Raw genomic sequence first — 24,618 nt, forward strand, 5'->3', positions numbered from 1 at the left:
CATGAACCCAAAACCATCCTCAATCGAAGAATATTTCAGCTGGTTTTCACCTGAAATCCAATCCAAACTTCAGGAAATCAGAAGTATCCTAAAAAAAACTCTACCTGATGCCAAAGAGGTGATCAGCTATCATATGCCGGCATTTAAGACTTCTGAAGTTCTGGTTTACTATGCTGCTATGAAAAACCACCTGGGATTTTACCCAACCAATTCAGGAGTAAGTGAATTCAAGGAAGAATTAAAGGGTTTTGTTACTAGCAAAGGGGCTATTCAAATCCCTTATGACATCCCTTTGCCGGAAAAACTGATTCGTGATATAGCTATTTTTCGTCAAGCTGAAGCGGAGGATCGAAAGGCTAAGAAATCGAAGAAATAATCTTTTTGACCTCAGAGACGAACTTATCTATCTCCTTTTTGGAATTATAAATATGGGTAGAAACACGAACTGCATCCAAACCTGCCTCATATATCCCTCGCGTTCTAAATCCAGCAGTGCCGAGTTTTCTTTGAAGCTCTAGATAATCTATACCATTCACCTTAAAAGTCACTACAGAGATTCTAGACTCTTCTTCTTTAGGTGTCAAAACTTCAACTTCCTTGAATGAATCCAATCCTTTCCATAAGTAGGAAGACAATTCTCTGACTCTTTTTTCTACCCTCTCCTTTCCTATCGCCAAATGAAAATCCACTGCTGCTCCCATCCCCAATCGTTGTGGAGTACTCTGAGTACCATAATCGTAGCGATGAGCTGAATTCACTAAGGGTTCCAAATGTTGGTAATTTGGTTCTAAAGTCCATCCATCGCTAGAATGCGCTCCGATTTGAATTGCCTGGACTTTATCAATCATATTTTCTCTGACATAGAGAAAACCTGTCCCAGCAGGCCCCAACATCCATTTATGAAAGCATCCAGCATACATATCACAACCTAAATCATGTAAATCCAAGTCAAATGTACCTGCTCCATGGGCTCCGTCTATGGCGGTAATAATCCCCTTACTTTTTGCAAATTCTGCTATTTCTTTAATGGGAAAAACTAACCCCGTTGTGCAGGTTATATGAGGAATAGCGATCACTTTGGTCTTTTTGCTGACTAAGCTTTTGATCAGTTTTAAATTCTCTTTTGCAGTTAGTTTAGGATCAAAAACCACTAATTTTATCCCATCAAGCTTCTCTCTATTCAACCATGGAAACGCATTCCCTGAATGATCATGGGAACATAAAATCACCTCATCTCCTTGCTTCAAGTCAATCCCCCAAGTCATAATATTGATTCCTTCTGTGGTATTATGAGTGAGGCAAAGCTCTTTCTCGTCAATCCCTAAAAACTCAGCAATTTTAGGCCTTACTGCATCATAGTTTCCGTATTCACCACTTGCGCAAGTTTTTTGAAGCCCCTCACTTACAGCATCGATTACTACCTGAGGACAAGGCCCAAAAGTTCCATTATTCATATAAACTCTATTATGAGTTAAGGGGAACAATTTGCGGATTTCATCCCAAGATTTATCTGCTAAAGAATCTTTCGAAAAATTCAATGATTCAGAATCATTGGCAAGTTTAATAAGTGATGGTGATAAAGCCCCAAGTCCTAACTTTTGAATAAAAGACCTTCTAGAAGTCATGCATTAACAAAATTCAAATTCCTAACTGATTTCGGAATACGAAAATTAAGGCATTGAGAATAATTTTAGACATAAAATGGAAAAAATTTAAAAAATCTATGATGAATATCAAATTCATTCAATTGACAAATAAAATTTTATAAAGATTCCATTGTCTTTTTTCTTAAAATCCCCAAATCATCAATTAACCAAAGAGAACTTCTGGTTAACCTCATCTGGGACATCTTCATCGTAATGACTCACATAAATCAGCGAAATCGCCGAATTTTCACAGATTTTCTGAACTGTATCTTTAAATAGAGTCCGCTGCATCTCATCCATTCCTTGAGAAGCTTCATCCAAAATCAATAATTGAGGCTTTTTAATCATTGCCCTAGCCAAAAGTGCCCAACGTTGCTTTTCCATGGATACTCTAGACAGTAATTGATTTGCTTCCCTTTCCAATTCGAACAATTCAATCCATTTATCAGCTAACTCATCTTGTTCTGCATTGATCTTTTTGAATAATCCCATGGTGTCAAACAAGCCTGATAAAATCACCTTTCTGACAGTTTGATTTGCAGGAAAAAAACGAGCCAACTCTGGTGCTACAAAACCTGTTGGTCGCTTCACATCCCAGATACTTTCTCCTGTCCCTCTTTTCCTTCCAAAAAGCCAGAAATTTTGAGAATAGGCTTGAGGATTTTCTCCTATCAATAAGGAAATCAATGTCGATTTCCCAGAGCCATTTGGCCCTTTAAGCTGCCATTTTTCTCCAGCTCTCACCTCCCAATTCACTTGATTCAAGATTGGCTTTTGATCATAGGTAATCGTCACATTTTCCAGCCGCACCGGCGAAGCTTCCGGCAGTTTTTCCCGCGACAAAAGGCTTTTCAACAAATCCCAATTCCATTCTTTTCTGGCAATGATCTCCTCTTGATCTGAAAAAGAAGAAGCGGAGAATGTTTTGTCCACTCCTTTAGAATCCAACAAAGCCACATCGGTAATGCCTTCAGGTACCTCACCTGCCGCACAAGTTAAAATCACATGGACTCCCTGAGAAATGATCTCCTTTAAAACTTTCCCAAAGTTTGTTCTGCTAGCCAAATCCAACCCAGTGGTAGGATGATCCATCAAAAACAATTTCGGCTGTCTTAAAAGTCCCGAAGCAATGGCTAAACGTCGAGTCTCTCCATTGGAAAGTTTCAAAAGAGATTCATCTTTCAACCTTTCGAGATCCAACAACTCCATGACTCCCTCCACTGTCCAAGGTCCAGAAACCTTTGACTCAACTGCTTGAAGGAATTCTTCAACAGTTAAAGTCTCTCCAGATTCTGAGGAATTGAAGCGCTGCTGAAAGTAAAAATTCTGCTGGTTGAATTTATTTCTAAACTCGTATTTCTGAGACACATAGGCGATCAAATCACGAAAGCTATGCATCTCTTTTTGAGCACTTTTCTCTTGAATATATGTAGATGCGAAAGGCCTTTCTACATGACCTTCTGGAATGACGGTATTGCCTCGTATCGTCTCTAAAAAAGCAGTTTGCAACCAACCTGACTCAGCAATAATTGCCCAATTCTCATTTTGATTCAGTGAAAAATTAAGATTTTCAAAAGCATGATTTCCTTTGAACAATACTTTTGAATTCTGGATTAGTAAAAGGTTTTGAGGCATTCGACAAAAATAAAAGGAAAATTAGGAGCACAAATGTCCTATACCTTATTCTTCGAATCAATTACTATGGTTACCGGGCCATCATTAACCAAGGAGACTTTCATATCTGCTCCAAACTCACCAGTTCCAATGCTTTTTCCCAATTCTTTTTCAAGACTTGAGATCATTTGTTCGTACAGAGGAATTGCCGTTTCTGGCCTTGCTGCTTTGATATAGGAAGGACGATTTCCCTTTTTGGTACTGGCATGAAGTGTAAACTGAGAAATCAACAAAATTTCACCATCAGCATCCAAAAGGCTTTTATTCATCACTCCGGCCTCGTCTGGAAAAATTCTCAAATTGATGATTTTGCGGGTCAGCCAATCGATATCTTCTTGCCCATCTGCTTCCTCAATTCCCAATAAAATCATCAATCCATTACCGATTGAAGCTTTGATTTCACCTTCGATTTTTACGGAGGCTTCAGAAGCTCTTTGTATTACTACTATCATTTACTTAAATCTTGCATTTCTCCAGAGGAGATTATTTTAATACCGTTTCGGTTTTCATCCAAAGCTACAGAAACCATCGCTTTCGCCACCTGATAATCATAAATAGGACGAATATTCTTAAACAATTTCAACCAGACCAAAGGCTTCATCACAATAGTGGCAACCTTTTCTCCAAAACGGAACTCGTGACGATTTCCAAGTAATAAGGAAGGTCTAAAAATCCCCAAATGATCAAAATCCAAGGATTTTAAATCCTCTTCTGTTTGACCTTTTACTTTGGAATAAAAGACATTGGAACTTGGGTTTGCTCCCATAGAGGAAACATAGAAAAATCCTGTTGCTCCCATTTTTTTGACTGATTTGGCAAAATAGAGAACCAAGTCATGATCCACTGCAAAAAACTTCTCTTCGGAACCTGCTTGCTTGATGGTTGTCCCCAAGCTTGAAAAAGCATGAATGGTAGCATTCCCATTTTCCAGGTTTTCTACCAAGCTATGATATTCTCCACCTAGCGACTGCTCATTGATGAGTTCGGAATAATTCCAAAACTCTAATTGAGTCATATCTCCTGAAAGTTGAATTAATTTTGGGTGTTTCAAAGCAAGCTTTCGTCGACCGACACTCAATACGTACTCATATCTATCGGCCTGAAGTAATTGGTGGAGAAGTTGCATCCCCACCAATCCTGAAGTGCCTGAAATCAGGGCTATTTTCATCCTAGGAATGCTTCGGTGATTTTATCTTTCAATTCTTTCTCTAAAGATTGGTTTTTATCACGAGCATACCAAAGCTGAACGCTTTCATTGTATTCTTTGGAAGTTTGACCTTGAGGATCTGCTTTGAAAGCCTTGAATTTATCGATCAGGAACTGTGGTTTTGGTCCCCAAACGAAATATTCCGACTCCAAATCAGGACTTAAAGAGATCAATTTCGGGATAGATCTTGCACCATTTGTCAAGTATCGATCCATTACTTCAAGATTCTCATCTCGAAGGATAATTCGTAATTGAATTCCTGGATTTAGCTCTGCTAATTTATTGATATAGGGAAGGCTTTGTCCTGCATCTCCACACCAAGCTTCGGTGATTACTAGCCAGGTTTGCGAAGGTAGGCTTTCTACCAACTCCTTCATTTCTTCTGAAACTTGAGCGGTTTTATCCCAGCGATTCATTCGCTGGTTGGCCATTTTTGTATATTCCAGATATGCCTCAGTTTGAAATGGTCCTGTCGTTTTTCCTTCTTGGACAAACGTTTGCACCATTTCTCGATATTCAGTATAAGTCTGGGAAATGGCAATGATCTGGGGGGTGATAGTTTGGTTTAGATTTTCTGTCATTACTCTGAAACTTTGGGCAACAACAGTCTAACCTACAATTGAGTTCGTTCCCAATCTAAAAAATCGTCAATTTCATCTTTCACTTTGGCATAAACCGCCAAAATCACAGACAAATCATCAGCAAAACCAAAAAAACCTAAGAAGTCCGGAATGAAATCGATTGGTGAAAGAAAATAAAACAGAGCCAATAGAATCAAGCCCAAGGTTGTATTAGCCATCTTATGTTTTCCAGAAAAATGGGCTTTGACCATCCTTATGAAAATGGTTAGGGGTTCTATGAGCTTTTGAATTCTAGAATTTGTTTTCAGACTTGAAAGCTTGTTCACCACGCCGGAAAGAAGTTCCTTCACTTTACTTTCCTGTCTGGAAATAGCCTCTACTTTTTCACCATAGAACTCTTTGGCTCGATCTAGAATTTTGGCACTTTTGGATTTCTCTTTTCCCATATTCTTAGAAATAAATTTGAATCTCAGACTTGACCTTTTTTAAGGCAAATGCTATTGCATCGTTTTTTCTTTCCAAGGACTGAGTGAAAATAGCTTTAGCCAATTCCAAACCAGAAGCCTCTTCTCCCAAAGTCTGCCTACTGAGATTTATAATTGTAGTTACTTCTTCTACTGCACGTTTTACTGCCTCCCAGGTTTCATCTGAGAAATAAACTTGCTGAGAAAAATTGTGATTGAACTCTTCTCTAACTTCGTGAAGAAGAACCCCGTGAAGTTCATTCGCACTCATTCCACCTGCATTGGATCTTCTCACCAAATTATTAGGGGTAATTCTTTCCAGCAAAAGACAAAGCCTCTCTCCTGCCTGAAGTCTAACAGGCAAAATTGTTTTGGAATTTTGGGTCTTAAGTTCCACGAGCATTTTTTCACGCTCTTTGGAAATAAAAGAAACTACCACCAGATACATGCCATACAGTACAGCTGCGGCTGGAAGCAAGATTTTCAATAAGTCAACTACGTAGTCCATAAAATTTAAATAAAGCCGAATATCTTAAATTTATCCATCCCTCGAAACGGAAGATGATGTAAATTTGGTTTCAAAACGAACCAATTCCCTGCCAATTTCATTCGAATTGCATGTTAGTACCAATTACTATTACAGAAAAAGCTGAAGCTGAGATCAAAAACATCATCGCTCATAAAAATATTCCTCAAGAATATCATCTTAGAGTGGGCGTCAAAGGTGGTGGCTGCGGTGGAATGTCTTATGCTTTGGGATTTGACAAACCAAAAGAAGATGATCAGCTTTTTGAAATAGCAGGAATCCCTGTTTTGATTGAAAAAAGACATTTCATGTTTCTGATGGGTATGCAAATCGATTTTTTCGAAGGAGATGAGGCAAGAGGATTTACCTTCATCAATCCTGACCTTCCCAAAAGACATGATCAGTGATTTTTTCTTAGCTTAGGGTAAATTCCCAAGCCATGAAGAAATTGTTCCTTCTTTCACTTTTCATCCTGAATGGAGCGTCCCTATTTTCTCAGGAAGTCAAAACCTTAAAGTCTGACGAAAAACCTGGAACTGGAAAAATTGAAGATCTTGATTGGATCCCCGGATATTGGGAAGGTCCGGGATTAGGAGGGGAATGCGAAGAAGTTTGGTTGCCTGCTAAAGACGGACAGATGATGGGCACCTTCCGGTTTTGGAACGAAGGGAAATTACTCTTTTCTGAGTTCTTCCATTTGATTCAGGATGGAGAAAGCCTAACTCTTAAGCTCAAACACTTTAGCGGAGATCTTTCGGCCTGGGAAGATAAAGATGAATGGGTTGAATTCAGACTAGTGGAGATAGGCGAAAACATCTTATATCTGGATGGATTGACCATGGAAAGAATTGGAGATACCATGAATGTCTATGTCAATTTAGCTGATGGCGGACAAACCCAAATCGAAAAATTCGCCTACACCAAAAAGGATTTTTAAAGATCCTCAAATCCAGGTTTAACCAAGTCCCAAAATTCATCTAGGGCAATAATTCTTGGTTTCAAAAATGAAATTATAGAAGCCCAGTCCTTTTCTTCCATCACATTGAGACCTTTCTTCACTTTTTCAATCTTGGAGACAATTTGTCCAACTTCATTTTCATGATGTAGAACCCAATCCCATTCTTCCTGGGTACAAGACTCCAAAATCTTCCTAAGCTGGGTAAAATGATCAAAAATCAGTTCTTGATATTCGGCATCTCCATGTGCTATTTCAATCCCTACTGAAACAAAATCTCTTTCAGCTTTCATCCGGAAATAAATATCCTTTATCCCAGTTTTATAATTGGGCCAATTGATTCTTCTTCCTTCCGCATTCGGGACAGGCTTCATAAATTGGCCAAACTTGATCCAAAATTCCTTGCGAATCCTTGAGGTCTCAGCTCTTGAATACATGTATTATTGATAATCTTCGGGATACTGAATCTGCACAGCAGAATATTTCACCAAACCACCTAAGGCCGGCCCGTGTTTTTTTAGAGTTAATCTAATTTGTTTAGTATCTGGATAGACTTCCAAGATGTCAGAAACGATCATATGCCCCAAATGCTCCAACAGTTTGACTTTGACGTCCATTCGAGCTTTGATGATTTGATACAATCGAGAGTAATCAACAGTCGCATTCAAATCATCATGAATCATGGCATCTTTGAAATTAGTTTCCAATTCCAAATCCAGGGTAAACCTGTTTCCTAAAATGCTTTCTTCTGGATAGGCTCCATGGTAAGCATGAAACTCAATTCCTTCAAGTGCTACTTTGCCCATTAGTCAAACTGGTCAAAAAAGGATCCTGATTGCTTCTTCGGGTCTTTTTCTTTAGAAGACTCAGGATGAGAAGCTGCAGGCGTTTCAGGAACCTCAGGTTTGATCTTCTCTTCTTCGGCAACTACCTCTTCTTGATTCTCTTGGACAGGAGGTTCTTCTGCAATTATTTCTTCTTGAACTTCCTCATCCACCTCTTCCTGAATATCAGGAGTTGAATCATGAACTTCAAGCTCGATATCTTCTTCAATCACTTCCATCTCTGCCATAGGATCTTCAGCCGCTGGCTCTGGAGCAAATTCTTCTTGCATTTGATGAGCTGAAACCTCTCCGACCTCTTCAGCCAATGCAGCTAAATTTGCAAAGGTGAATTTTTGAGATCTACTCAATTCTTCAATAGCTCTTTGATGAGATTTTGCATCGATTCTGGCAAAATGTGCATCTGAAAGATCTATTTGATTCAATGTATCCTGAGATATTCTTCTCAAACTTTTCACCAAAGCCTCCCTTTGCTCCACAAGGCTTTCATAGGATCTTACCAATCCTTGCATGCTTTCTCTCAACTCAACGATAGTGTCTTTAGCTTTTGCCTCAGCTGCACCAATGATAATAGCCGCTTCAGATTCAGCTTTTTGCTTGGCCTCAGCCATCAATTTTTCAGCATGAGCAGTTGCATTTTCAGCAGTCTGATTTGCCTCAGAGATAATCTGATCCGCTGCCTCATTAGCTTCTTCAATGATACTCGCACCCGTATCCTCAGCAGTTTTTAAAGTTCTAAACAAGGAATCCTCCACATCTTTCAGCCTTTTGGCTTCATCTCCTACCTGCTGAAGTTTGCTTTTCAATTCAAGGTTTTCCTGATTCAATGCCTCCACAACCTGGCTTACCTCATCCAGAAAAGCGGTTACATCTTTTTTTTCATAACCACGAAAAGCGGTTTCAAATGACTGGGAACGAATAGCTGCAGGTGTTAATTTCATGTATGTTGAGGTTCGGTTATTTTCCAAATTGAAATAGTTCGGTCGTCTGAAACAGATATCACCTCTTGGGAATAACTACTCCAAACAACTTTGTTGATGCTGGTACCATGCCCGGCATTCCTTGCTTTGTCTATGACTTTCAGCAATTTTTTACTTTCCACATCCCAAATCTTAATGGATTTGTCCATGGAGCAGGAAACGAGGTATTTGCCATCCTCTTTGAAAGATAAATAATTGATGGCATACATATGCGCCACCACATCTTCTTCCAGTTCATAATTTTCGGTATTCCAGAATTTCAGGTGGGCATCTCTGGATCCACTCGAAAGAACACTTTCATCAGGTGAATAAGCTAATCCAAAGACTGAATTACTATGCCCAACCAAATTGGCTATCGGCTGAAAATCATTGTTCAAATCCAAAATTTTGATCGAATGATCAGATAGCCCAATCGCTAGGTGCATTTTCTCCAAAGCAATATCCATCACCCGAATACTTTTGGAAGATAATTTCACATGTTTCTTGATGGATTGGGTTGGAATATCGATAACAATCAGCACTCCATCTCCAGTCCCTACGAATAATTGATCTCCCCAAACTTTGATATCAAATATGGCCTGATCGGTCACTTTCAAAGACCAAATCTCTTTATTGTCATGCAAATCGATGACATGAACACCTTCAAAATTATGACCGATGATCAATAGATTACGAAGACTGTCCAAAGCCAGAGCATAGACCGAATGAGGCAATTTCGCGATTAATTTACCGTCTTTGGGAGCATCAAGGTCCCACTCCACAACCATACCATCACCTGCACCAGTGTAAAAGAATCTTGGGTCAGAACCTTCGGCCAATGCATAAATGCAATCATTGTGACCTGTGAGTGTATGGGATTTATTTACTTGGATTTTTACCATATATTGCCATTTGCTTAAGGATGCACTTTTGGCCCATGCAAACAAAAATAGAAAAAATTGACTCTTCATCGGCTTTAGCCATCAAGATAATTAGAGACCAAACCCAGCAGGATCTTGATTTCTTGAGCTTTAGGGAAAAACTCTCTTTGGCAAATATTTCACATCCAGAGAAAAAGCAGGAATGGATCACCGCAAGGTTGGCCATTAAAGACACTTTAGATTCACTTTCCATTCCTTATCCTGGTTTTTTCAAGGATGAACATGGCAAATCTCACTCTATGAATGGCAATGGTTATGTTTCTTTGAGCCATACGATGGGATACGCTGGAGCTATTTATCATCGAGAAAACCCAGTGGGAATGGATATGGATTTAATCAGAGAAAAAATCCTAAGAATCGGTTTTAGATTTTTGGATCCATCGGAGCTTGATTTCCTTTCCAAAGATCCTATTCATTATACTATGGCTTGGTCTGCGAAAGAATCAATTTTTAAATGTCAGGGAAAACGAGGAGTATCATTTAGAGACAATATTCTTTTGGAACCATTTTGTGTAGAGGATAAAATAATTCGAGGGAAAATTCGAGGAACAGAATTTGCAGATCATCATTACCAAGTCGAGAGCCAGCTACTCGGAGACGTGGTGCTCACCTACACAATTTGGTAAAATGAAAAACCTACTCGCTTTATTTCTATTCATTGCTTCTATTTCCTTTTCAAAGGCACAAACTTTCCAATCTATAGAAAGAGTTGATGCGGTAACCGGAAAAAGTGTTCAGGTAGAATCTTTAATTCGTGACAAAGCCCTGGTTTTGGTTTTTCATAGCCTAAAATGCCCATTTGCAAACATGTACCAAGACCGGATCATTGATTTAAAAAACAATTACTCAAACAAAGGAATCACCTTTGCATTGGTCAATCCAGAGGCAACTGCCGACCAGGAAGCTGAATTGAGAAAATTTGTAGATGATTCTGAAGTCAATGCGAGCTATTTAATTGACGAGGACCTACTTCTTGTCAAGCAATTGGGAATTACCAAAATTCCAGAAATTATCATTCTTATTCCAGGTGAAAACGGATTGGAAATCGCTTACAAAGGCGCCATTGACAACAATCCTCAGGCAGCAAATTCAGTTTCTGAAAGAAGTTTGGAAAGAGCAATCAATCAAGTCCTTCGAGGTGAAAAACCTAGCCCAGCTCAAATAAGAGCGACAGGATGTAATGTCAAAAGCTTCTAATCACTTAAGATTGCTATTAACTCTTTAATCTCGTCCACCTTCTCAGCTTCCCCTAGTTTATCAAAAGAGTTAGCTAGATTTCTAAGAGATCTCAATACCATTTGAAGATGTGTCGTTGGCTCAAAGTATTCCTCTTTGGGTTCAATCTTTAAATGATTGAGATAATTACTCACATCTTTCCTACTGAAAACCAACCCCTTATTAAAAGCATTAATATAAAAAGTGCTCTCCTCCGATTTATAGGTCAACACAAATAAATTGGGAAGGTTGACTCCGTAGATTGGCAATCCTAATTTTTTGGCCACCAACATATAAATAACGCAGAGAGAGATTGGATTTCCTTTTTTGGTATCCAAAACTGTTGAAAGCATGCTATTGGCAGGAGAATGAAAGTTCTTGGTATTGGCAGAAAACCGAAGCGAATTAAAAAGCACATTATTGACAATCCGTATTTGATCGTAAGGTGCCAGATCATTGTTGAAAGCCGTCCAAACCTCAAAGTAGATTTGATGCATTTCTGCATTGATTTTTTCAAAATCCAAGTCTGGATATTGATAGGTATTGATAATCCAAAGTCCGGTTAAAAGATCCTGATCTTCTGAATTTTTCCAATTTTCCAATCTAGTTTTTAGGAGGGAAAATTGAAGGTCATGAACAAGAATCTCTATTTCTTTCTGAATCTCGGGATTAAAACTATGCTCCCACTTTTCCTCCAAAAAAGGGATTATTTCTGTACCTAATGAGCTGATCCGATCACGAACATGATTCCTCACTTCTTCATCTGTATCATCCAAAAGAGAAACCAGCGCATTTAATTCACATTCTGTTAACTCAGCCATTCAAAATCATTCTTTATTCAATATACCCAAATTCAATGGATTTATCTTCCAATCCACTTTTCAAGAATCTGGAAAATCAATCTTCCAATTCATACCACTGGACACCGCTAAGATTGGCTCTTCTACCTTCTTGGATAGGAGCATAGTTTTTAGACAAATAGTCAAGAATTTTTTCTTCACTATCCCCTAACTCCCAAAGTCCTTGCGTGGTCTGCATCCAGATAATCAAACTCTTCCAATAATCACGGTTTCCACGGTTTTGAGTCACCAGATTAGCAGAATGACATTTGGTGCAATTTGCAATGATCAATTGGTAACCATCATCGGCTACAAGGCCAGATTCAACATGAATCCCATCGTCAGATATTTCTGATTCAGATTCTAACATCTCAGGTTCTGAAAGTTCAATGGGTTCGGATTCCCAACTGAAAATTTCCGGATTTTGGTTCCAAAAAAACAACCCTACCACCAAAATCAATAAGAGACCTGCTATGCTTGCCAATCCAATCATCAACAATCTGAAAGCTTTCACTAGATCATCCATATCAGCCTACTTTTACTGCTATGCGGTGACAGGCGTTATTCAGATAGCCTTTGGGATTCCATCCTGGAACAAGCATTGGCTGAGATTTCCCGTTTGAATCAGTTGCTTTGGCCCATACTTCGTAATATCCATCTTTTGGAAAATTCAGACTTGTCTTAAAATGCTGCCAAGCCAATCTATTGACAGGAGGATCTAACTGGCAATCTTGCCAAGTAGCACCAAAATCAATAGAAACTTGAACTTTTTTGACCTCCAACTCACCTGCCCAAGCATGTCCTCGGACCTCTAATTTCTTATTCATCGGGATCATGGCCCCAGATTTCGGATTAGTAATCAATGATTTGACTGGCATTGATTCGATGATACACATATCTTCATTAGACACCTCGGTACCGGGAGCTACTGGATTACAAGGAACCCTGTAAGAAGGAGCCTCCATTTTTGCACCGTCATGAACTATATTTCTAACCGATATCCTATTGAGCCATTTCCCCGAAGCTGAAGCAGGAAATCCTCCAGCCACAAGGCGCAGCGGAAAACCATGGGCAATTGGAATTGGCGATCCGTTCATTTCAAAAGCAATTAAAGTCTCATCTTGAAGTGCCTTGGCTATCGGAACTCCCCTAGAAATTGGTTCTTTATTTGGGTCATTGCTTAAATGAGAATCTGCCGAATGATACCCTATGTAAACAGCATCTGGCTTGATGCCTATATCTTGCAAAAGATCTTTCAACCTGATCCCAGTCCAATTTGCACAGGAAACAGCACCGACTTTCCATTGATTACCGCTTGCCGGTGGAAAAAATTCGCTTCTCCCATTGCCTCCACATTCTAGGGTCAGCTGATACGTGTAATTCTTGAATTTACTTTTTAAATCTGCCAGAGAATAGGTCTTAGTTTGGGAGACTGACTCCCCATCTACTGTTAAAGTCCAAGTATTTACATCAACATTTTCTGGAATCAACCCATTGTTCCTGACAAACATCTTATCTGCAGGGGTGATCTTATCATCCAACAAATGCGGAGGAGTTTCTAGGTTCCAAGGCTTGTTGTTTAATACAATTAGCTCTTTATTCTTATTAAATAGCTTAAAAGGATCGGAATCCTGAAAAGCTAAAGGGACATAGTTGGAAGGAAGTTTGGCTGCATGAACGATTTCAAAACCCAAGGAGGCGGCCAAAGCTGCCAGGCTAGATTTTTTAAGAAAGTTTCTTCTTCCGTTTGATGCTTGTTTTATAGAAGGATTTGAGGCAATGTGTTTTTTCATCCTTGATCTTTTTAGGGGATGATTGAAAAATAAATAAACGATTGAAATTAACAGGAATGATTGGACTGAGCATTACCATTCAAAGATTGATCAGGTCTGAATTACTCCCACATTGAATTTCTCGGTAATCGGAGAATGATTTGCTGCCTGAATCCCCATAGAAATGACCTTTCTGGTTTCATCAGGACGAATCACACCATCAACCCATAGCCTCGAAGCGGCATAGTAAGGAGAAAGTTCTTCCTCATATTTGGAAGTGATTTCTCCCAGAAGTTGTTTTTCCTCATCAGGACTTATTTCCTTTCCGGCTTTTTTCAAAGAGGAAACCTTGATTTGCAATAAAGTTTGGGAAGCCGAAGCTCCTGACATTACCGCCATTTGAGCAGTGGGCCAGGAATAGATCAATCTTGGATCATAGGCTTTTCCACACATAGCGTAATTACCAGCTCCATAAGAATTACCAACAATGATCGTGAATTTTGGGACTACAGAATTTGCCATTGCATTGACCATCTTCGCCCCGTCTTTGATGATACCTCCGTGTTCGGCTTTGCTCCCCACCATAAATCCACTAACATCCTGAAAAAAGACCAATGGGATTTTCCGCTGGTTGCAATTCATAATGAAACGAGCGGCCTTATCTGCTGAATCGGAATAGATCACTCCACCCATTTGCATTTCTCCTTTGGCGGTTTTGACAACTTTTCGCTGATTGGCTACAATGCCTACTGCCCAGCCATCAATCCGTGCAAAACCACAAATCAGTGTTTTACCATAGTCGGGCTTATATTCCTCTACAATTCCCCCATCCACAATTCCAGCCAACACTTCCAGCATATCATATGGTTTGACCCTTTCCACAGGAAATCTCTCTAATAGCTGATCCGCTGAAATCTCGGGCTCTTTAGGCTTTACCCGATCAAATCCCGCCTTTTCACAGGCTCCGATTTTATCAAAAATCTTCTTAATTGCATCCAGACAATCTTGATCCGAATTATACTTATTATCCGTTACTCCTGAAATCTCACAATGAGTTGTCGCTCCTCCCAAGGTTTCATTATCGATAATTTCCCCGATTGCAGCTTTTACCAAATAGGATCCTGCCAAAAAGATTGAGCCTGTTTTATCCACAATCATGGCTTCATCCGACATAATAGGCAGATAAGCTCCTCCCGCAACACAGGAACCCATGATAGCCGCGATTTGGACAATCCCCATCGCAGACATTTTTGCATTGTTTCGAAATTGACGTCCAAAATGCTCCTTATCCGGGAAAATTTCATTTTGCATAGGCAGAAAGACCCCAGCACTATCCACTAGATAAATGATGGGAAGCCTGTTTTCCATGGAAATCTCCTGAGCTCTCAAGTTCTTCTTCGCTGTCATAGGAAACCAAGCACCGGCCTTTACTGTCGCATCATTGGCCACAACTACACACATTCTTCCTTGCACAAAACCAATCCCTGTAACCACACCAGCAGAAGGGCATCCTCCCTCCTCTTGGTACATTCCATCCGCAGCAAATGCCCCAATTTCCAAAAAATCCGAATCGGTATCCAATAGATAAGCGATCCTTTCACGAGCAGTCAGTTTCCCTTTATCATGCTCTTTTTGATTTCTTTTGGGACCACCTCCCAATTTGACAGCATTGTACTTCTGTTCTAATACAATTAATAAATCTTGAATCTTTCCTGAATTTGAACTCATGGGTACTATTGGGTTTATAATATTCTATTCCCAATCTACAATAGCTCAAAGAAAATCCAATAAGAACACTCTCTGAAAAAAAGAATTCTATTTTGATCCAAAAAAAATGGCCCTTACAGGCCATCATTTTATCTAATTGAGACTTAAGAACTAATTTTAACAAAGTTTAATTCGTACCCTCAATCTCATTTTTATAGTCGCGGATAGATCTAAAAATCGCTGAGGCCATATACTCCTGTCCTTGCTTACTCATCAAAAAATTCTCTTCATTGGTATTGGAAAGGAAACCTAACTCCACCAATACGGAAGGCATGGAAGGTGTCCACAATACATAAAATGGACCTTGCTTCACTCCTCTACTTCTCCTGCCAACACGGTTTTTAAACTGCGTTTCTATATTGTCAGCCAAAGAAATTGAATTATCTACAAAGGCTTTTGACATCAAATTAAACATGATATAGGATTCTGGAGAAGAAGGATCAAAGCCTTCATATTTTTCCTTATAATCCTCTTCGAGCATCATCACGGAATTTTCTCTTTTTACGATATCAAAGTTTTCATCAAAGTGTTTCATTCCCATCACCCACGTTTCAGTTCCATATGCAGACTTGGTAGGCGCTGAATTGGAGTGAATGGACACAAACAAATCCGCTTTGTTCACGTTGGCAATCTGAGGACGTTTTTCCAAGGCAGGAAAGCTATCATCTTTCCTGGTGTAAATAACTTCCACGTCTGGTAAATTTTCTTCGATATATTTACCAACTAACATCGTTACAGCTAAATTAATATTCTTCTCTCTTGATCTTGAACCTAAATTCCCTGGGTCTTTCCCGCCGTGTCCAGCATCCAAAACGATCTTTTTCATTCGAAATGAAGGCATCATCGTTTCATTCGGAATAAAGCCACCAAATACAAAAGGAATTAGGATAATTAGAGAAAGAAGAATTTTTTTGTTTTTGGACCGTTCCATGAGGGCAATAAAATTAACTTTACGCGAAATTTCACTCAATATAAATAAAGCGCAAGTAGCTGTGCAGGGAAGTAGACTCCTTTTTTTAAGTATTTTCATTACGCTGATTATGCCTTTTATGGCTAATGGTCAGCGATCTGGCAGAGTACAGGAACGTCGATTGACTAGTCCTGATACACTCCAAGTTCCTCCTGTAGCAAACTTGGACACTATTCCTATTACTGCAGATACACTTGCTGTGCAAGATTCGACAAAAATTGTGCCTTCTGGTCCGATTACAACAGAAATTGATTATTACGCTGAGGATAGCATCATTACTGACTTCGAAACCAACAAGGTATATTTATATAATCAGGCTTGGTTTGAATACGGTCAAATGAGATTGGATGCAGACCGAATAGTCATTGATTGGGAAAATAATGAAATCTATGCCTCAGGTGTAACTGATAGCACTGGAACGATTAGCGGAAATCCATTTTTCAAAGACGGTGAAGCTGTCTATGAAATCCGTAAGGAAATGCGCTACAATTTCAAAACCCAAAAGGCCATCATCAAAGATGTGGTAACAGAACAGCAAGATGGAATCCTGAGAGGAGAAACGATCAAAAAGACTAAGGACGGTAGTATTTATCTTGATCATGGATATTATACAACCTGTAAGCTTACCGAACCGCATTGGCATATTTCTTCCAACAAGCTCAAATCCATCGAAGGTAAACAAGTCGTTTCAGGGCCATTCAATTTATATTTCAATGGGATCCCAACTCCTTTAGGTCTACCATTTGGAATCATCCCTAATACTCCTGAAGAAAAAGCATCCGGAATCATTTTCCCAAGCTACGGCCAAGAAAAGGTCAGAGGTATTTATTTAAGAGATTTTGGGTACTATTTTGCCTTAAATGACTATATCCATGCCCGAGTAACTGGAGACATTTATTCTAAAGGAGGATGGGGAGCGAAAGCCCAATCTGTTTATAAAAAACGGTATAGATTCAACGGTGCATTTAATTTGGACTTCCAAAAATTCAAATCACCTGAAACGGAGCTTAACCCCGTTGACTACAATACATTCCGAGTGACTTGGAGCCATACACCAGAAACAAGAGGAACTGGAAGGTTTTCTGCATCTGTCAATGTGGGAAGTACCAGTTATTTCAACACAGTAGTCAACCAAAATTTCCAGAATAACATCACCTCAGATTTACAATCCAGTGTCAATTATTCAAAGACTTTTTCAGGCACTCCTTTTTCCATGTCCTTTGCAGCGCAGCATTCCCAGTCCATTTCGACTGGAGAAGTTCGATTGAGATTGCCTTCTATGAACGTCAGTATGAATAGGCAAAAACCCTTTGAAAAGTTAACGAGGTTTGAGCCTTTGAAAACACTGAATATTGCCTGGAACTTTGATTTTCAAAATTCGATCAATAATAAAATTCAAAACACCTCACCAATTGATGAAGAGCTTGGGGGGACTACCAGTTCAGAGTTGATCCCGTTTACACCAAGTAACTTTGCATTGCTATTGAAAAACGCAAACAATGGCTTTAAGCATAATATACCTATCAGTTCCAATTTTACGCTTTTCAAGTATTTCACAGGTACTGGCTCCTTCAATATTAGTGAGTTATGGTACTTTCAAAAACTAAAACACTTCTATAATCCGGTTTCTGAGCGAGTAGATCAAGTTGTGGAAAACGGATTCAACAGAATCTCCACTTATACCAGTTCATTCAATATGAACACCAATATCTATGGTTTCTTCAACTTCAAAAAGGGGAAAATTGAAACCATCAGACAGCATATTCAGCCTTCATTTGGATTTAGCTATACACCAGATTTCACCGGAGAATCTTATGGCTATTATCAAAATGTTCAGATAAATGAGGAAGGAGATACTAGGCTTTATAGCCGACATTCCGGCTTTATTTACGGTGGTGCACCTTCTGGGGAATCTAGATCTCTAACCATGAGTTTGAGAACGGTTCTGGAAGCAAAAGTAAAAAATGCCAAGGACAGTACTGGAGACAACCCTACCAAGAAAGTCCCTATTTTGGAAAACTTGGATATGAGTTCATCCTACAATATGGCTGCAGACTCATTCCAATTGGCTCCTATTCGTATTTCTGCCAGAACCAGCTTTTTCCAAAGGAAACTATCCATGGCATTGAGTACCACTTTGGACCCTTATGCGACAGCTCCCTCATTGAATTCATCTGGCACAGAAGTAACAAGAAGAATCAACCAATTTGCCTGGAAAAATGGGCAAGGAATCGGAACAATCCGAAATGCATCCTTGAACCTAAACGCATCGATTAACCCAAGTAGCAGTGCTCAAAACCCAAATGAGGTAAGGGATGAATTGACCAATCAGTTCCTTCAGCAAGGTGGAGTATTAGATGACTTTGTAGAAAGTCAAATTAATCAAATCGTCAATGACCCAAGCCAATACATTGATTGGAATATACCTTGGAATTTGACTTTTGGTTATAATCTAGCTTATAGCAAAGCCACCTCGGGAACCACTAATATCACCCAGGCTATTCAGCTTTCTGGAGATTTGTCTCTATCTGAAAAATGGAAAATCAATTTCAACACTGGTATTGATTTACAGGCAAGAAATATTACCCAATCCATGATTGGTATTGCCCGCGACTTGCACTGCTGGCAAATGAACGTCAATTGGGTTCCATTTGGACGATTCACCTCCTACAATATTGATATTCGGGTTAAATCCAGCATCCTGCAGGACTTGAAGGTATCCAGAAGAAGAAGTTTCTTCGATCGGTAACCTAGGCCTTTCATCTAAAATCCTACCTCAAAAAATTAATCGCTTTACGAGCCCATTCGTCCCGATAAATTCAAGAATTGAGATCAGAGATTTGTGATTTGAGATTGAAAAGTCACATACTAGAAAATTTTTGAAAGCCTGAATTCAGTTTTCGCGTCCAAAGAATTTCGCGGATCGTTTTCAATTATTAAACTTCAGCTTTATTCATTTTTCTTGGATCTTGATTCTTGAATCTTGATCCCTTCTTTAAAAGTATTGCCCTACTTTAATCCGTATTTATTAAACTTTAAAAACAAATTAGTCCATATCCAATAACCGCCTAGCTCGGGCTAAGTCTTCTGCTGTATCGATGGCAATCGGTTGATGCTGAGTTTCAACCATTCGAATCTTTATGCCTGATTCTAGCATCCTCAGCTGCTCAAGCATTTCAATCCCTTCCAACTCACTTTTTCCCATGCCAGTATATTCTAATAGGGTTTCTCTTCTGTATGCATAGATTCCTATATGCTTCCAATAGGAAAGGTTTCTGATCTTATCTCGGTTATAAGGAATCGGTGATCTGGAAAAATAAAGTGCATCACCATTTTTATCAGTCACAACCTTCACAAAATTGGGATTATGGGCTTCATCCTCTGAAATCTTAGTCTTTAAAGAGGCAACCAGAATTGAGGAGTCCTGAAATACCTTCACCAAATCCTCTAGAGATTGCTTATCCTGAAAAGGTTCATCCCCCTGAACATTAATCACAACATCTGCATCAACCTTTGTCAAGGCCTCTGCGATCCGATCTGAGCCACTTTCATGCTCTTTTTGAGATCTATATACATTTCCGCCAATTGCATCAATCTGGGCTTGAATTTGATCATGATCAGTAACCACCCAAACTTCATCAAATAGTCCTGTATCCAAAGTACTCTGATAAGTTCTTTGGATTACCGATTTTCCATGAAGATCCTGAATTAGTTTTTCGGGTAAACGGGTTGAGGCAAATCTTGCCGGGATAAGTGCTGCTATTTTCATTTTTGTATTAACGGGTGCGGAAAAGCTTTTTGACTTTTTTCATCATTGAAAAGTCTTTCTTCTTAATCTTCTTTTTCTTTTCCTCTAAATCATCTCCGTAATAATTGTACATGTACTTATTATTCTGAGAATACAAATAGGTATTTCCATAGCCATAGTTGTACCCCTCGTAATGGTACCCAGAATTTATAATTCCATTGAAGACACCATATACGTTCTTTACTTGCTTATTATTGAACAGATCATTGATCATTACCAAGTGATCTTTGATTGTATAATTTTGACGTACTACATATAAATTGATATCAAAAAGTCTCATCAAATCGATGGTTTCAGAAACTAAGCCCATCGGAGGAGTATCAAAAATAATCACATCAAATCGCTCATCCAGATATTGTAAAAAATCCTTCAACCGTTGTGTTTGAAGTAATTCTGCTGGGTTAGGTGGAATAATACCGGAAGGGACAAATGACAAAAATTCCTGATCTGTTTCCTTTACAATTTCACTTGCCTCTACTTTTCCAATCAGATACGTAGATAGCCCCACTTTTTCAGATTCACCAAAATAGCTTGCCAATTTGGGTCGTCTCAAATCACCACCAACTACCACTGTTTTTTTGGATCCCAAAGCCATAGCTGACGCCAAATTCAAAGAAGTAAAGGTCTTTCCTTCACCTGATACAGAAGACGTAACAAGAATTCGTTTTGTATTTTTTCCACTCGCCAAATAGGTAATAGCCGATCTTAATGACCTAAATGACTCGGCAACTGCAGATTTGGGGTGCTCCAAAACAACTTTATTGGTTTCTTTTTGGGAAAAACCAATCACACCTAATTGTGGAATCATAAAGTGTTTTTTGAGATCTCTTTGATCCTTTATACTGTCATCAAACATATCTCTGACAACTATAAATCCAAAAGGTAAAAACAGGCCCAAAATGATTGCCAAAGCATAGTTTTGTTGCTTCTTAGGGAAAACCAAAGTTCCTCTTTTAGCGGCATCCAATATCGCATTATCAGAGACATTTGATGCTCTTGCAATTCCTGCCTCCGCACGTTTTTCCAACAAATATGTGTAAAGAGATTCTCTCAGTTTAAACTCTCTAAAAATCCCAGTGTATTCTGATTCTGATTCAGGCAAGGTAGAAAACTGTGCGTCATAAGTTCTTATCTCTCTTTGGACACTTTGTTGCTGCTTCCTAGTGTTATCAATGAGATTGACCACATTTTCAAATAGACCATCTTGAACTTTTTCCATCTGAACATCAATTTTTATGACTTCAGGATGGTTTTCATTTACAGTTGCAAGCAGTTTTCTTCTTTCCTGAGAAAGCGTCACCAAGGTTTGAATCAAGCCATTTAAAAGTGGATCAGGAACACCTATTACAGAAGGAGCAATGACATCAGAAAAATCCTTACTTTTACGATCCATGTAATCCCGTATCTCTTCAAAATACTTTAGTTGATAGTCAAGCTCCGCGTTTTGCTCATCAAGAGTATTCATCTTTGAAAGAATATTCGAAAATTCAGCTGAAACATCTAACAGCTTGTTTTCGACTTTGAACTCTTGAAGCTCTCTTTCTTTATTTTTCAATGAATCTTCCAAAAACCCTAATTGCTCTTCAATAAAGGCAATTGTGTTTTCTTGAATTTTATTCTTCTCATTCAAGTCATAATCAATGTATGACTCCATCAGAGCATTGATATAATCTCGCCCTTTCTCCACAACTTTGGTGGTAGTACTTAGTCTAAGAACTGAACTATATTCGTTCTCAGTATTAACATTGACAGCTTTTGCCCAACTTTCCTCCAATGAGGATGGGTTTTTCAATTGAAATACCACTTGATCCCCTACACGTCCAGGATTCACCAAATACACAATAAACTTTGACCTCCCGGTCTCAATTTCTTCACCGAAAGTGTAGGTTTTATCATAAACGGATTCATCACCAGCAGCCTGTGCAGAATTTATATCCAACAATCCTTCAGAAAAAGGCATTAATTTGAAGTTGTCCTCTGAAAGAATTTGTAGCTCAACTTGAGTATCAGTCACCTGAAGATGATCCCAATCTACTTTTATCCGAATAGGTGAACGATCATACAGTTCAATTGCCTTAATATTAGTCTTAGCAAAATATTCTACATCAAAATGAACCTTTTTCAAGGCTTCCCTCGCTAAATTCTTAGAACGAAGGCGGAGAATGTCATTTTCCAGATTAATCCCAGAATTGAAAATATTAGACCTATCCAAGATCCTGGCTTCTGGAGAAGTATTAGTTTTGATCACCATTGAACCAGTCACTTCATATTCATCAACGGTATATCGATGAAATAAAAAGGTAGCGATTAAGAAAATGAGCGTAAAAAGTACATACCACGGCCAGTAGCGAATGTATTTGGCTACTACATAGCGAATCTCTAATGCTTTCTCCTCATTATCTAACTGACTGAGATCTAACTTTTCCATAAAGGTTAATTCCCTTGGGTAACCAAATTAATAATCAATAAAGTCGAGGCTAACAATCCTGCAAATAAAGCCATGGAAGCAGTTAAATTATCTGCCGTCCCAATTTGCCTGATTTTCATCGGCTCCATATACAAGATATCATTTGGCTGAATAAAATAAAAGGGGCTAGCCAAGATCGCCCGATCATTCAAATTTATTTGGTGGATCTTAGATCCTCCATCATATTGCCTAACCACAAATAATTTATTCTTTTTGCCCAAAATGGTGGTCTCACCTGAGTTTGCAAGAGCATCAAAAACAGTTGCTCTGTTCTTATAAATAATTTGAACTCCCACATTATTGAATTCACCCAAAGTGGTGTATCTTATCCCCGCTATCCTCAACTTTACATAAACTTCCTCCTTAAAAAACTCATTAATCTTCTTCTGAATGAGGTTCTTCGCGTCTTCTTCAGTTAAGCCAGCAATTTTAGTCTTTCCCAATTTTGGAACTTCAACTTCCCCATTTTGATCAATTTTATAACCTCTAAAGTATAAAGGGTCTGAACCTTGATTTCCTCCTCCCCCAGATCTTGCCATATTTGAATTTGTGCCGGAGTTTTGAAATGAAAAAGCCTTTGTCAACTCCTCATCTGATGAGGCAAAATCAATTTCAACCATATCATAAGGCTGGAGGATGTATTCATAATCAACCTCAGCAAAAGGGATAAACTCATTGAGATCGTACGAAGTACTATCTGTCAAATTTTGTAAATAGGTAATCCGCTTGTTACTAATACAACTCGAGGCTATCAACAGTAGTAAAAAGAATGCGGGAATAATTCTCATAAATTAAAAGGAAACACCAATTCAAATATATACAAAATGTTGGGCAGGGGTGTTTTTAGTTGAAGAAATCTAATTCTCAATCTGGTTTCTGCCAAAGTTTAGCATAAGGACAAGATTCAATCCTTTGAAAATCTAAATTTTCTCCATTTCCAATGCCTCTTATAATCTATTTAAAAAAGAAAATGGAGATAAAAAGACTGATTTAACATTTGGTATTTTAATTTAGAAATTCTCCAACCTATAACTATGACAATCCGTCAAGCCAAAGAAGAAGACATTCCTACTATTGTTGAACTATTGAAATCGTCTTTAGGGGAAAGTCTTATTCCTAAAACCAGTGAATTTTGGAAATGGAAACATTTAGAAAATCCATTTGGAAAATCTCCCGTCTTAGTTTTGGAACAAAATGGAAATATTGTCGGAGTCAGAGCTTTTCTCAAATGGAAATATTTCTTTGAAGGAGAAACTATTTTGGCTGGAAGGGCTGTCGACACCGCTATTCATCCCAATTTTCAAGGCAAGGGTCTTTTTACAAAATTGACAAAAAAGCTTTTGGATCAAGTTCAAAAAGATGACTTTCAATTCATATTCAACTCTCCAAACAGCCAAAGCCTTCCAGGATATTTGAAAATGGGTTGGGAAACTTGGGGAAGATTACCATTGAAAATCCATTGGAATCCATTCCCGAAAAAGAGAAAAACACCTAGTCAACAAGACTGGAAAGTATTAGGTCCACTAATCCATAAATTGGAAAATTCTCAAGAAAATGATTCTTCAATCCAAACAAAATTAGTCCACGGTTACATTAATTGGAGGTATGAAAGTTGTCCTATCGTGGATTATTATTGGGTGAGTGACCAAAATACATACTTGCTAATTTACAGATTGAAAGAAGGCCAAATAGGAACAGAATTTAGGATTGTTGACTTCTTTAACACTCCCGAATTTTCTGAAATGGAAAGAAAACAGGTAAACCTCCGGCTCAAAAATCAATTCAAGGAATCAGGAGCAAATTTCGCAAGCTTTTCCGGGCTGAAATTTCCAAATTCAAACCTTAAACTAGGACCATTGCCAACTTTTAAAAAAGGGCCAGTAGTAACCTTAAAAAATTTGAACAGGAAAACCTCCCCCCTCGACCTACCTTGGTCATGGAGCTTAGGAGACTTGGAATTGTTCTAACAAAAAAAACCGACTCCT

General features: G+C 38.7%; 26 protein-coding genes. 7 read left to right on the forward strand and 19 right to left on the reverse strand.

Going from position 1 to position 24,618, the window contains the following annotated elements; translation table 11 throughout:
• Nucleotide 1 precedes the first annotated feature (1 nt).
• The gene (locus BUF13_RS05525) at nucleotides 2-376 is read left to right on the forward strand and encodes an iron chaperone (RefSeq protein ID WP_073570710.1); all 375 of its coding nucleotides are present in this window, start codon (nucleotides 2-4) and stop codon (nucleotides 374-376) included.
• Here BUF13_RS05525 and BUF13_RS05530 read toward each other — a convergent pair.
• The 7 genes from BUF13_RS05530 to BUF13_RS05560 form a co-directional block, all read right to left on the reverse strand.
• The gene (locus BUF13_RS05530) at nucleotides 357-1,625 is read right to left on the reverse strand and encodes an aminotransferase class V-fold PLP-dependent enzyme (protein WP_073570711.1); all 1,269 of its coding nucleotides are present in this window, start codon (nucleotides 1,623-1,625) and stop codon (nucleotides 357-359) included. The genes BUF13_RS05525 and BUF13_RS05530 overlap by 20 nt on opposite strands.
• A gap of 180 nt (nucleotides 1,626-1,805) precedes the next feature.
• Nucleotides 1,806-3,281: an ATP-binding cassette domain-containing protein gene (locus BUF13_RS05535; protein ID WP_073570712.1), complete on the reverse strand. Its 1,476-nt coding sequence runs from the start codon at nucleotides 3,279-3,281 to the stop codon at nucleotides 1,806-1,808.
• 38 nt (nucleotides 3,282-3,319) lie between these two features.
• Complete coding sequence (gene dtd, locus BUF13_RS05540; protein ID WP_073570713.1) at nucleotides 3,320-3,772, reverse strand: D-aminoacyl-tRNA deacylase; 453 nt, start codon at nucleotides 3,770-3,772, stop codon at nucleotides 3,320-3,322.
• Nucleotides 3,769-4,488, reverse strand: coding sequence for a Rossmann-fold NAD(P)-binding domain-containing protein (locus BUF13_RS05545; RefSeq protein WP_073570714.1), 720 nt, complete (start codon nucleotides 4,486-4,488; stop codon nucleotides 3,769-3,771). The genes dtd and BUF13_RS05545 overlap by 4 nt, the downstream gene beginning before the upstream one ends.
• Entirely contained in the window at nucleotides 4,485-5,108 is a 624-nt protein-coding gene (locus BUF13_RS05550) for a thioredoxin family protein (protein WP_073570715.1), read from the reverse strand. Before BUF13_RS05550 ends, BUF13_RS05545 begins: the two co-directional genes overlap by 4 nt.
• 32 nt (nucleotides 5,109-5,140) lie before the next feature.
• Nucleotides 5,141-5,554: a YkvA family protein gene (locus tag BUF13_RS05555; protein WP_073570716.1), complete on the reverse strand. Its 414-nt coding sequence runs from the start codon at nucleotides 5,552-5,554 to the stop codon at nucleotides 5,141-5,143.
• Between the two features lie 4 nt (nucleotides 5,555-5,558).
• Nucleotides 5,559-6,080 carry a DUF7935 family protein gene (locus BUF13_RS05560; protein ID WP_073570717.1) on the reverse strand — a complete coding sequence of 174 codons (522 nt, stop codon included), beginning with the start codon at nucleotides 6,078-6,080 and terminating at the stop codon, nucleotides 5,559-5,561.
• Nucleotides 6,081-6,190: 110 nt separating this feature from the next.
• On the opposite strand from BUF13_RS05560, the gene BUF13_RS05565 reads away from it, so the two are divergent.
• Together BUF13_RS05565 and BUF13_RS05570 are read left to right on the forward strand one after the other, a co-directional pair.
• Nucleotides 6,191-6,505 (forward strand): HesB/IscA family protein, encoded by a 315-nt coding sequence (locus BUF13_RS05565; RefSeq protein WP_073570718.1) that lies wholly within the window; start codon nucleotides 6,191-6,193, stop codon nucleotides 6,503-6,505.
• A gap of 32 nt (nucleotides 6,506-6,537) precedes the next feature.
• Complete coding sequence (locus BUF13_RS05570; RefSeq protein WP_073570719.1) at nucleotides 6,538-7,035, forward strand: DUF6265 family protein; 498 nt, start codon at nucleotides 6,538-6,540, stop codon at nucleotides 7,033-7,035.
• Here BUF13_RS05570 and BUF13_RS05575 read toward each other — a convergent pair.
• The 4 genes from BUF13_RS05575 to BUF13_RS05590 are packed head-to-tail and all read right to left on the reverse strand — an operon-like array spanning nucleotide 7,032 to nucleotide 9,756.
• Entirely contained in the window at nucleotides 7,032-7,490 is a 459-nt protein-coding gene (locus BUF13_RS05575) for a DUF4268 domain-containing protein (protein ID WP_073570720.1), read from the reverse strand. The genes BUF13_RS05570 and BUF13_RS05575 overlap by 4 nt on opposite strands.
• A gap of 3 nt (nucleotides 7,491-7,493) precedes the next feature.
• Nucleotides 7,494-7,859, reverse strand: a complete 366-nt coding sequence (folB, locus tag BUF13_RS05580; protein ID WP_073570721.1) for a dihydroneopterin aldolase — start codon at nucleotides 7,857-7,859, stop codon at nucleotides 7,494-7,496.
• Complete coding sequence (locus BUF13_RS05585) at nucleotides 7,859-8,836, reverse strand: DivIVA domain-containing protein (RefSeq protein WP_073570722.1); 978 nt, start codon at nucleotides 8,834-8,836, stop codon at nucleotides 7,859-7,861. The genes folB and BUF13_RS05585 overlap by 1 nt, the downstream gene beginning before the upstream one ends.
• On the reverse strand, nucleotides 8,833-9,756 hold the full coding sequence (locus BUF13_RS05590; RefSeq protein WP_073570723.1) for a WD40 repeat domain-containing protein: 924 nt from the start codon (nucleotides 9,754-9,756) through the stop codon (nucleotides 8,833-8,835). The genes BUF13_RS05585 and BUF13_RS05590 overlap by 4 nt, the downstream gene beginning before the upstream one ends.
• Before the next feature lie 35 nt (nucleotides 9,757-9,791).
• Here BUF13_RS05590 and BUF13_RS05595 point away from each other — a divergent pair, with 35 nt between their 5' ends.
• The gene (locus BUF13_RS05595) at nucleotides 9,792-10,421 is read left to right on the forward strand and encodes a 4'-phosphopantetheinyl transferase family protein (protein ID WP_073570724.1); all 630 of its coding nucleotides are present in this window, start codon (nucleotides 9,792-9,794) and stop codon (nucleotides 10,419-10,421) included.
• A 1-nt stretch (nucleotide 10,422) separates the two neighbouring features.
• Nucleotides 10,423-10,992 carry a redoxin domain-containing protein gene (locus BUF13_RS05600; protein WP_073570725.1) on the forward strand — a complete coding sequence of 190 codons (570 nt, stop codon included), beginning with the start codon at nucleotides 10,423-10,425 and terminating at the stop codon, nucleotides 10,990-10,992.
• Here the strand turns inward: BUF13_RS05600 and BUF13_RS05605 are convergent.
• The 5 genes from BUF13_RS05605 to BUF13_RS05625 all read right to left on the reverse strand — a co-directional run bounded on the left by BUF13_RS05605 (nucleotide 10,989) and on the right by BUF13_RS05625 (nucleotide 16,319).
• Entirely contained in the window at nucleotides 10,989-11,831 is an 843-nt protein-coding gene (locus BUF13_RS05605) for a transglutaminase-like domain-containing protein (protein WP_073570726.1), read from the reverse strand. The genes BUF13_RS05600 and BUF13_RS05605 overlap by 4 nt on opposite strands.
• A 76-nt stretch (nucleotides 11,832-11,907) precedes the next feature.
• A complete protein-coding gene (locus BUF13_RS05610) occupies nucleotides 11,908-12,375 on the reverse strand; it encodes a hypothetical protein (RefSeq protein WP_073570727.1) in 468 nt (155 codons plus the stop codon).
• Nucleotide 12,376: 1 nt separating this feature from the next.
• Complete coding sequence (locus BUF13_RS05615) at nucleotides 12,377-13,642, reverse strand: sulfite oxidase (protein WP_073570728.1); 1,266 nt, start codon at nucleotides 13,640-13,642, stop codon at nucleotides 12,377-12,379.
• A gap of 90 nt (nucleotides 13,643-13,732) precedes the next feature.
• A complete protein-coding gene (locus tag BUF13_RS05620; protein WP_073570729.1) occupies nucleotides 13,733-15,349 on the reverse strand; it encodes an acyl-CoA carboxylase subunit beta in 1,617 nt (538 codons plus the stop codon).
• A gap of 166 nt (nucleotides 15,350-15,515) precedes the next feature.
• Entirely contained in the window at nucleotides 15,516-16,319 is an 804-nt protein-coding gene (locus BUF13_RS05625) for an N-acetylmuramoyl-L-alanine amidase family protein (protein ID WP_073570730.1), read from the reverse strand.
• Nucleotides 16,320-16,428: 109 nt separating this feature from the next.
• Between BUF13_RS05625 and BUF13_RS05630 the strand changes: the two genes are divergently transcribed.
• On the forward strand, nucleotides 16,429-19,107 hold the full coding sequence (locus BUF13_RS05630) for a putative LPS assembly protein LptD (RefSeq protein WP_073570731.1): 2,679 nt from the start codon (nucleotides 16,429-16,431) through the stop codon (nucleotides 19,105-19,107).
• A gap of 297 nt (nucleotides 19,108-19,404) precedes the next feature.
• On the opposite strand, the gene kdsB is transcribed toward BUF13_RS05630, so the two are convergent.
• From kdsB to BUF13_RS05645, 3 genes are read right to left on the reverse strand one after another with little or no spacing between them, the layout of a single operon-like run.
• Nucleotides 19,405-20,127 (reverse strand): 3-deoxy-manno-octulosonate cytidylyltransferase, encoded by a 723-nt coding sequence (gene kdsB / locus BUF13_RS05635; RefSeq protein WP_073570732.1) that lies wholly within the window; start codon nucleotides 20,125-20,127, stop codon nucleotides 19,405-19,407.
• Nucleotides 20,128-20,134: 7 nt separating this feature from the next.
• Entirely contained in the window at nucleotides 20,135-22,594 is a 2,460-nt protein-coding gene (locus BUF13_RS05640; protein WP_073570733.1) for a GumC family protein, read from the reverse strand.
• A gap of 5 nt (nucleotides 22,595-22,599) precedes the next feature.
• The gene (locus tag BUF13_RS05645) at nucleotides 22,600-23,421 is read right to left on the reverse strand and encodes a polysaccharide biosynthesis/export family protein (RefSeq protein ID WP_073570734.1); all 822 of its coding nucleotides are present in this window, start codon (nucleotides 23,419-23,421) and stop codon (nucleotides 22,600-22,602) included.
• 246 nt (nucleotides 23,422-23,667) lie between these two features.
• On the opposite strand from BUF13_RS05645, the gene BUF13_RS05650 reads away from it, so the two are divergent.
• A complete protein-coding gene (locus tag BUF13_RS05650) occupies nucleotides 23,668-24,600 on the forward strand; it encodes a GNAT family N-acetyltransferase (protein ID WP_073570735.1) in 933 nt (310 codons plus the stop codon).
• Nucleotides 24,601-24,618: the final 18 nt, after the last annotated feature.

Origin of the sequence: Algoriphagus zhangzhouensis, from assembly GCF_900148515.1 — a bacterium.
GTDB classification, from domain to species: domain Bacteria; phylum Bacteroidota; class Bacteroidia; order Cytophagales; family Cyclobacteriaceae; genus Algoriphagus; species Algoriphagus zhangzhouensis.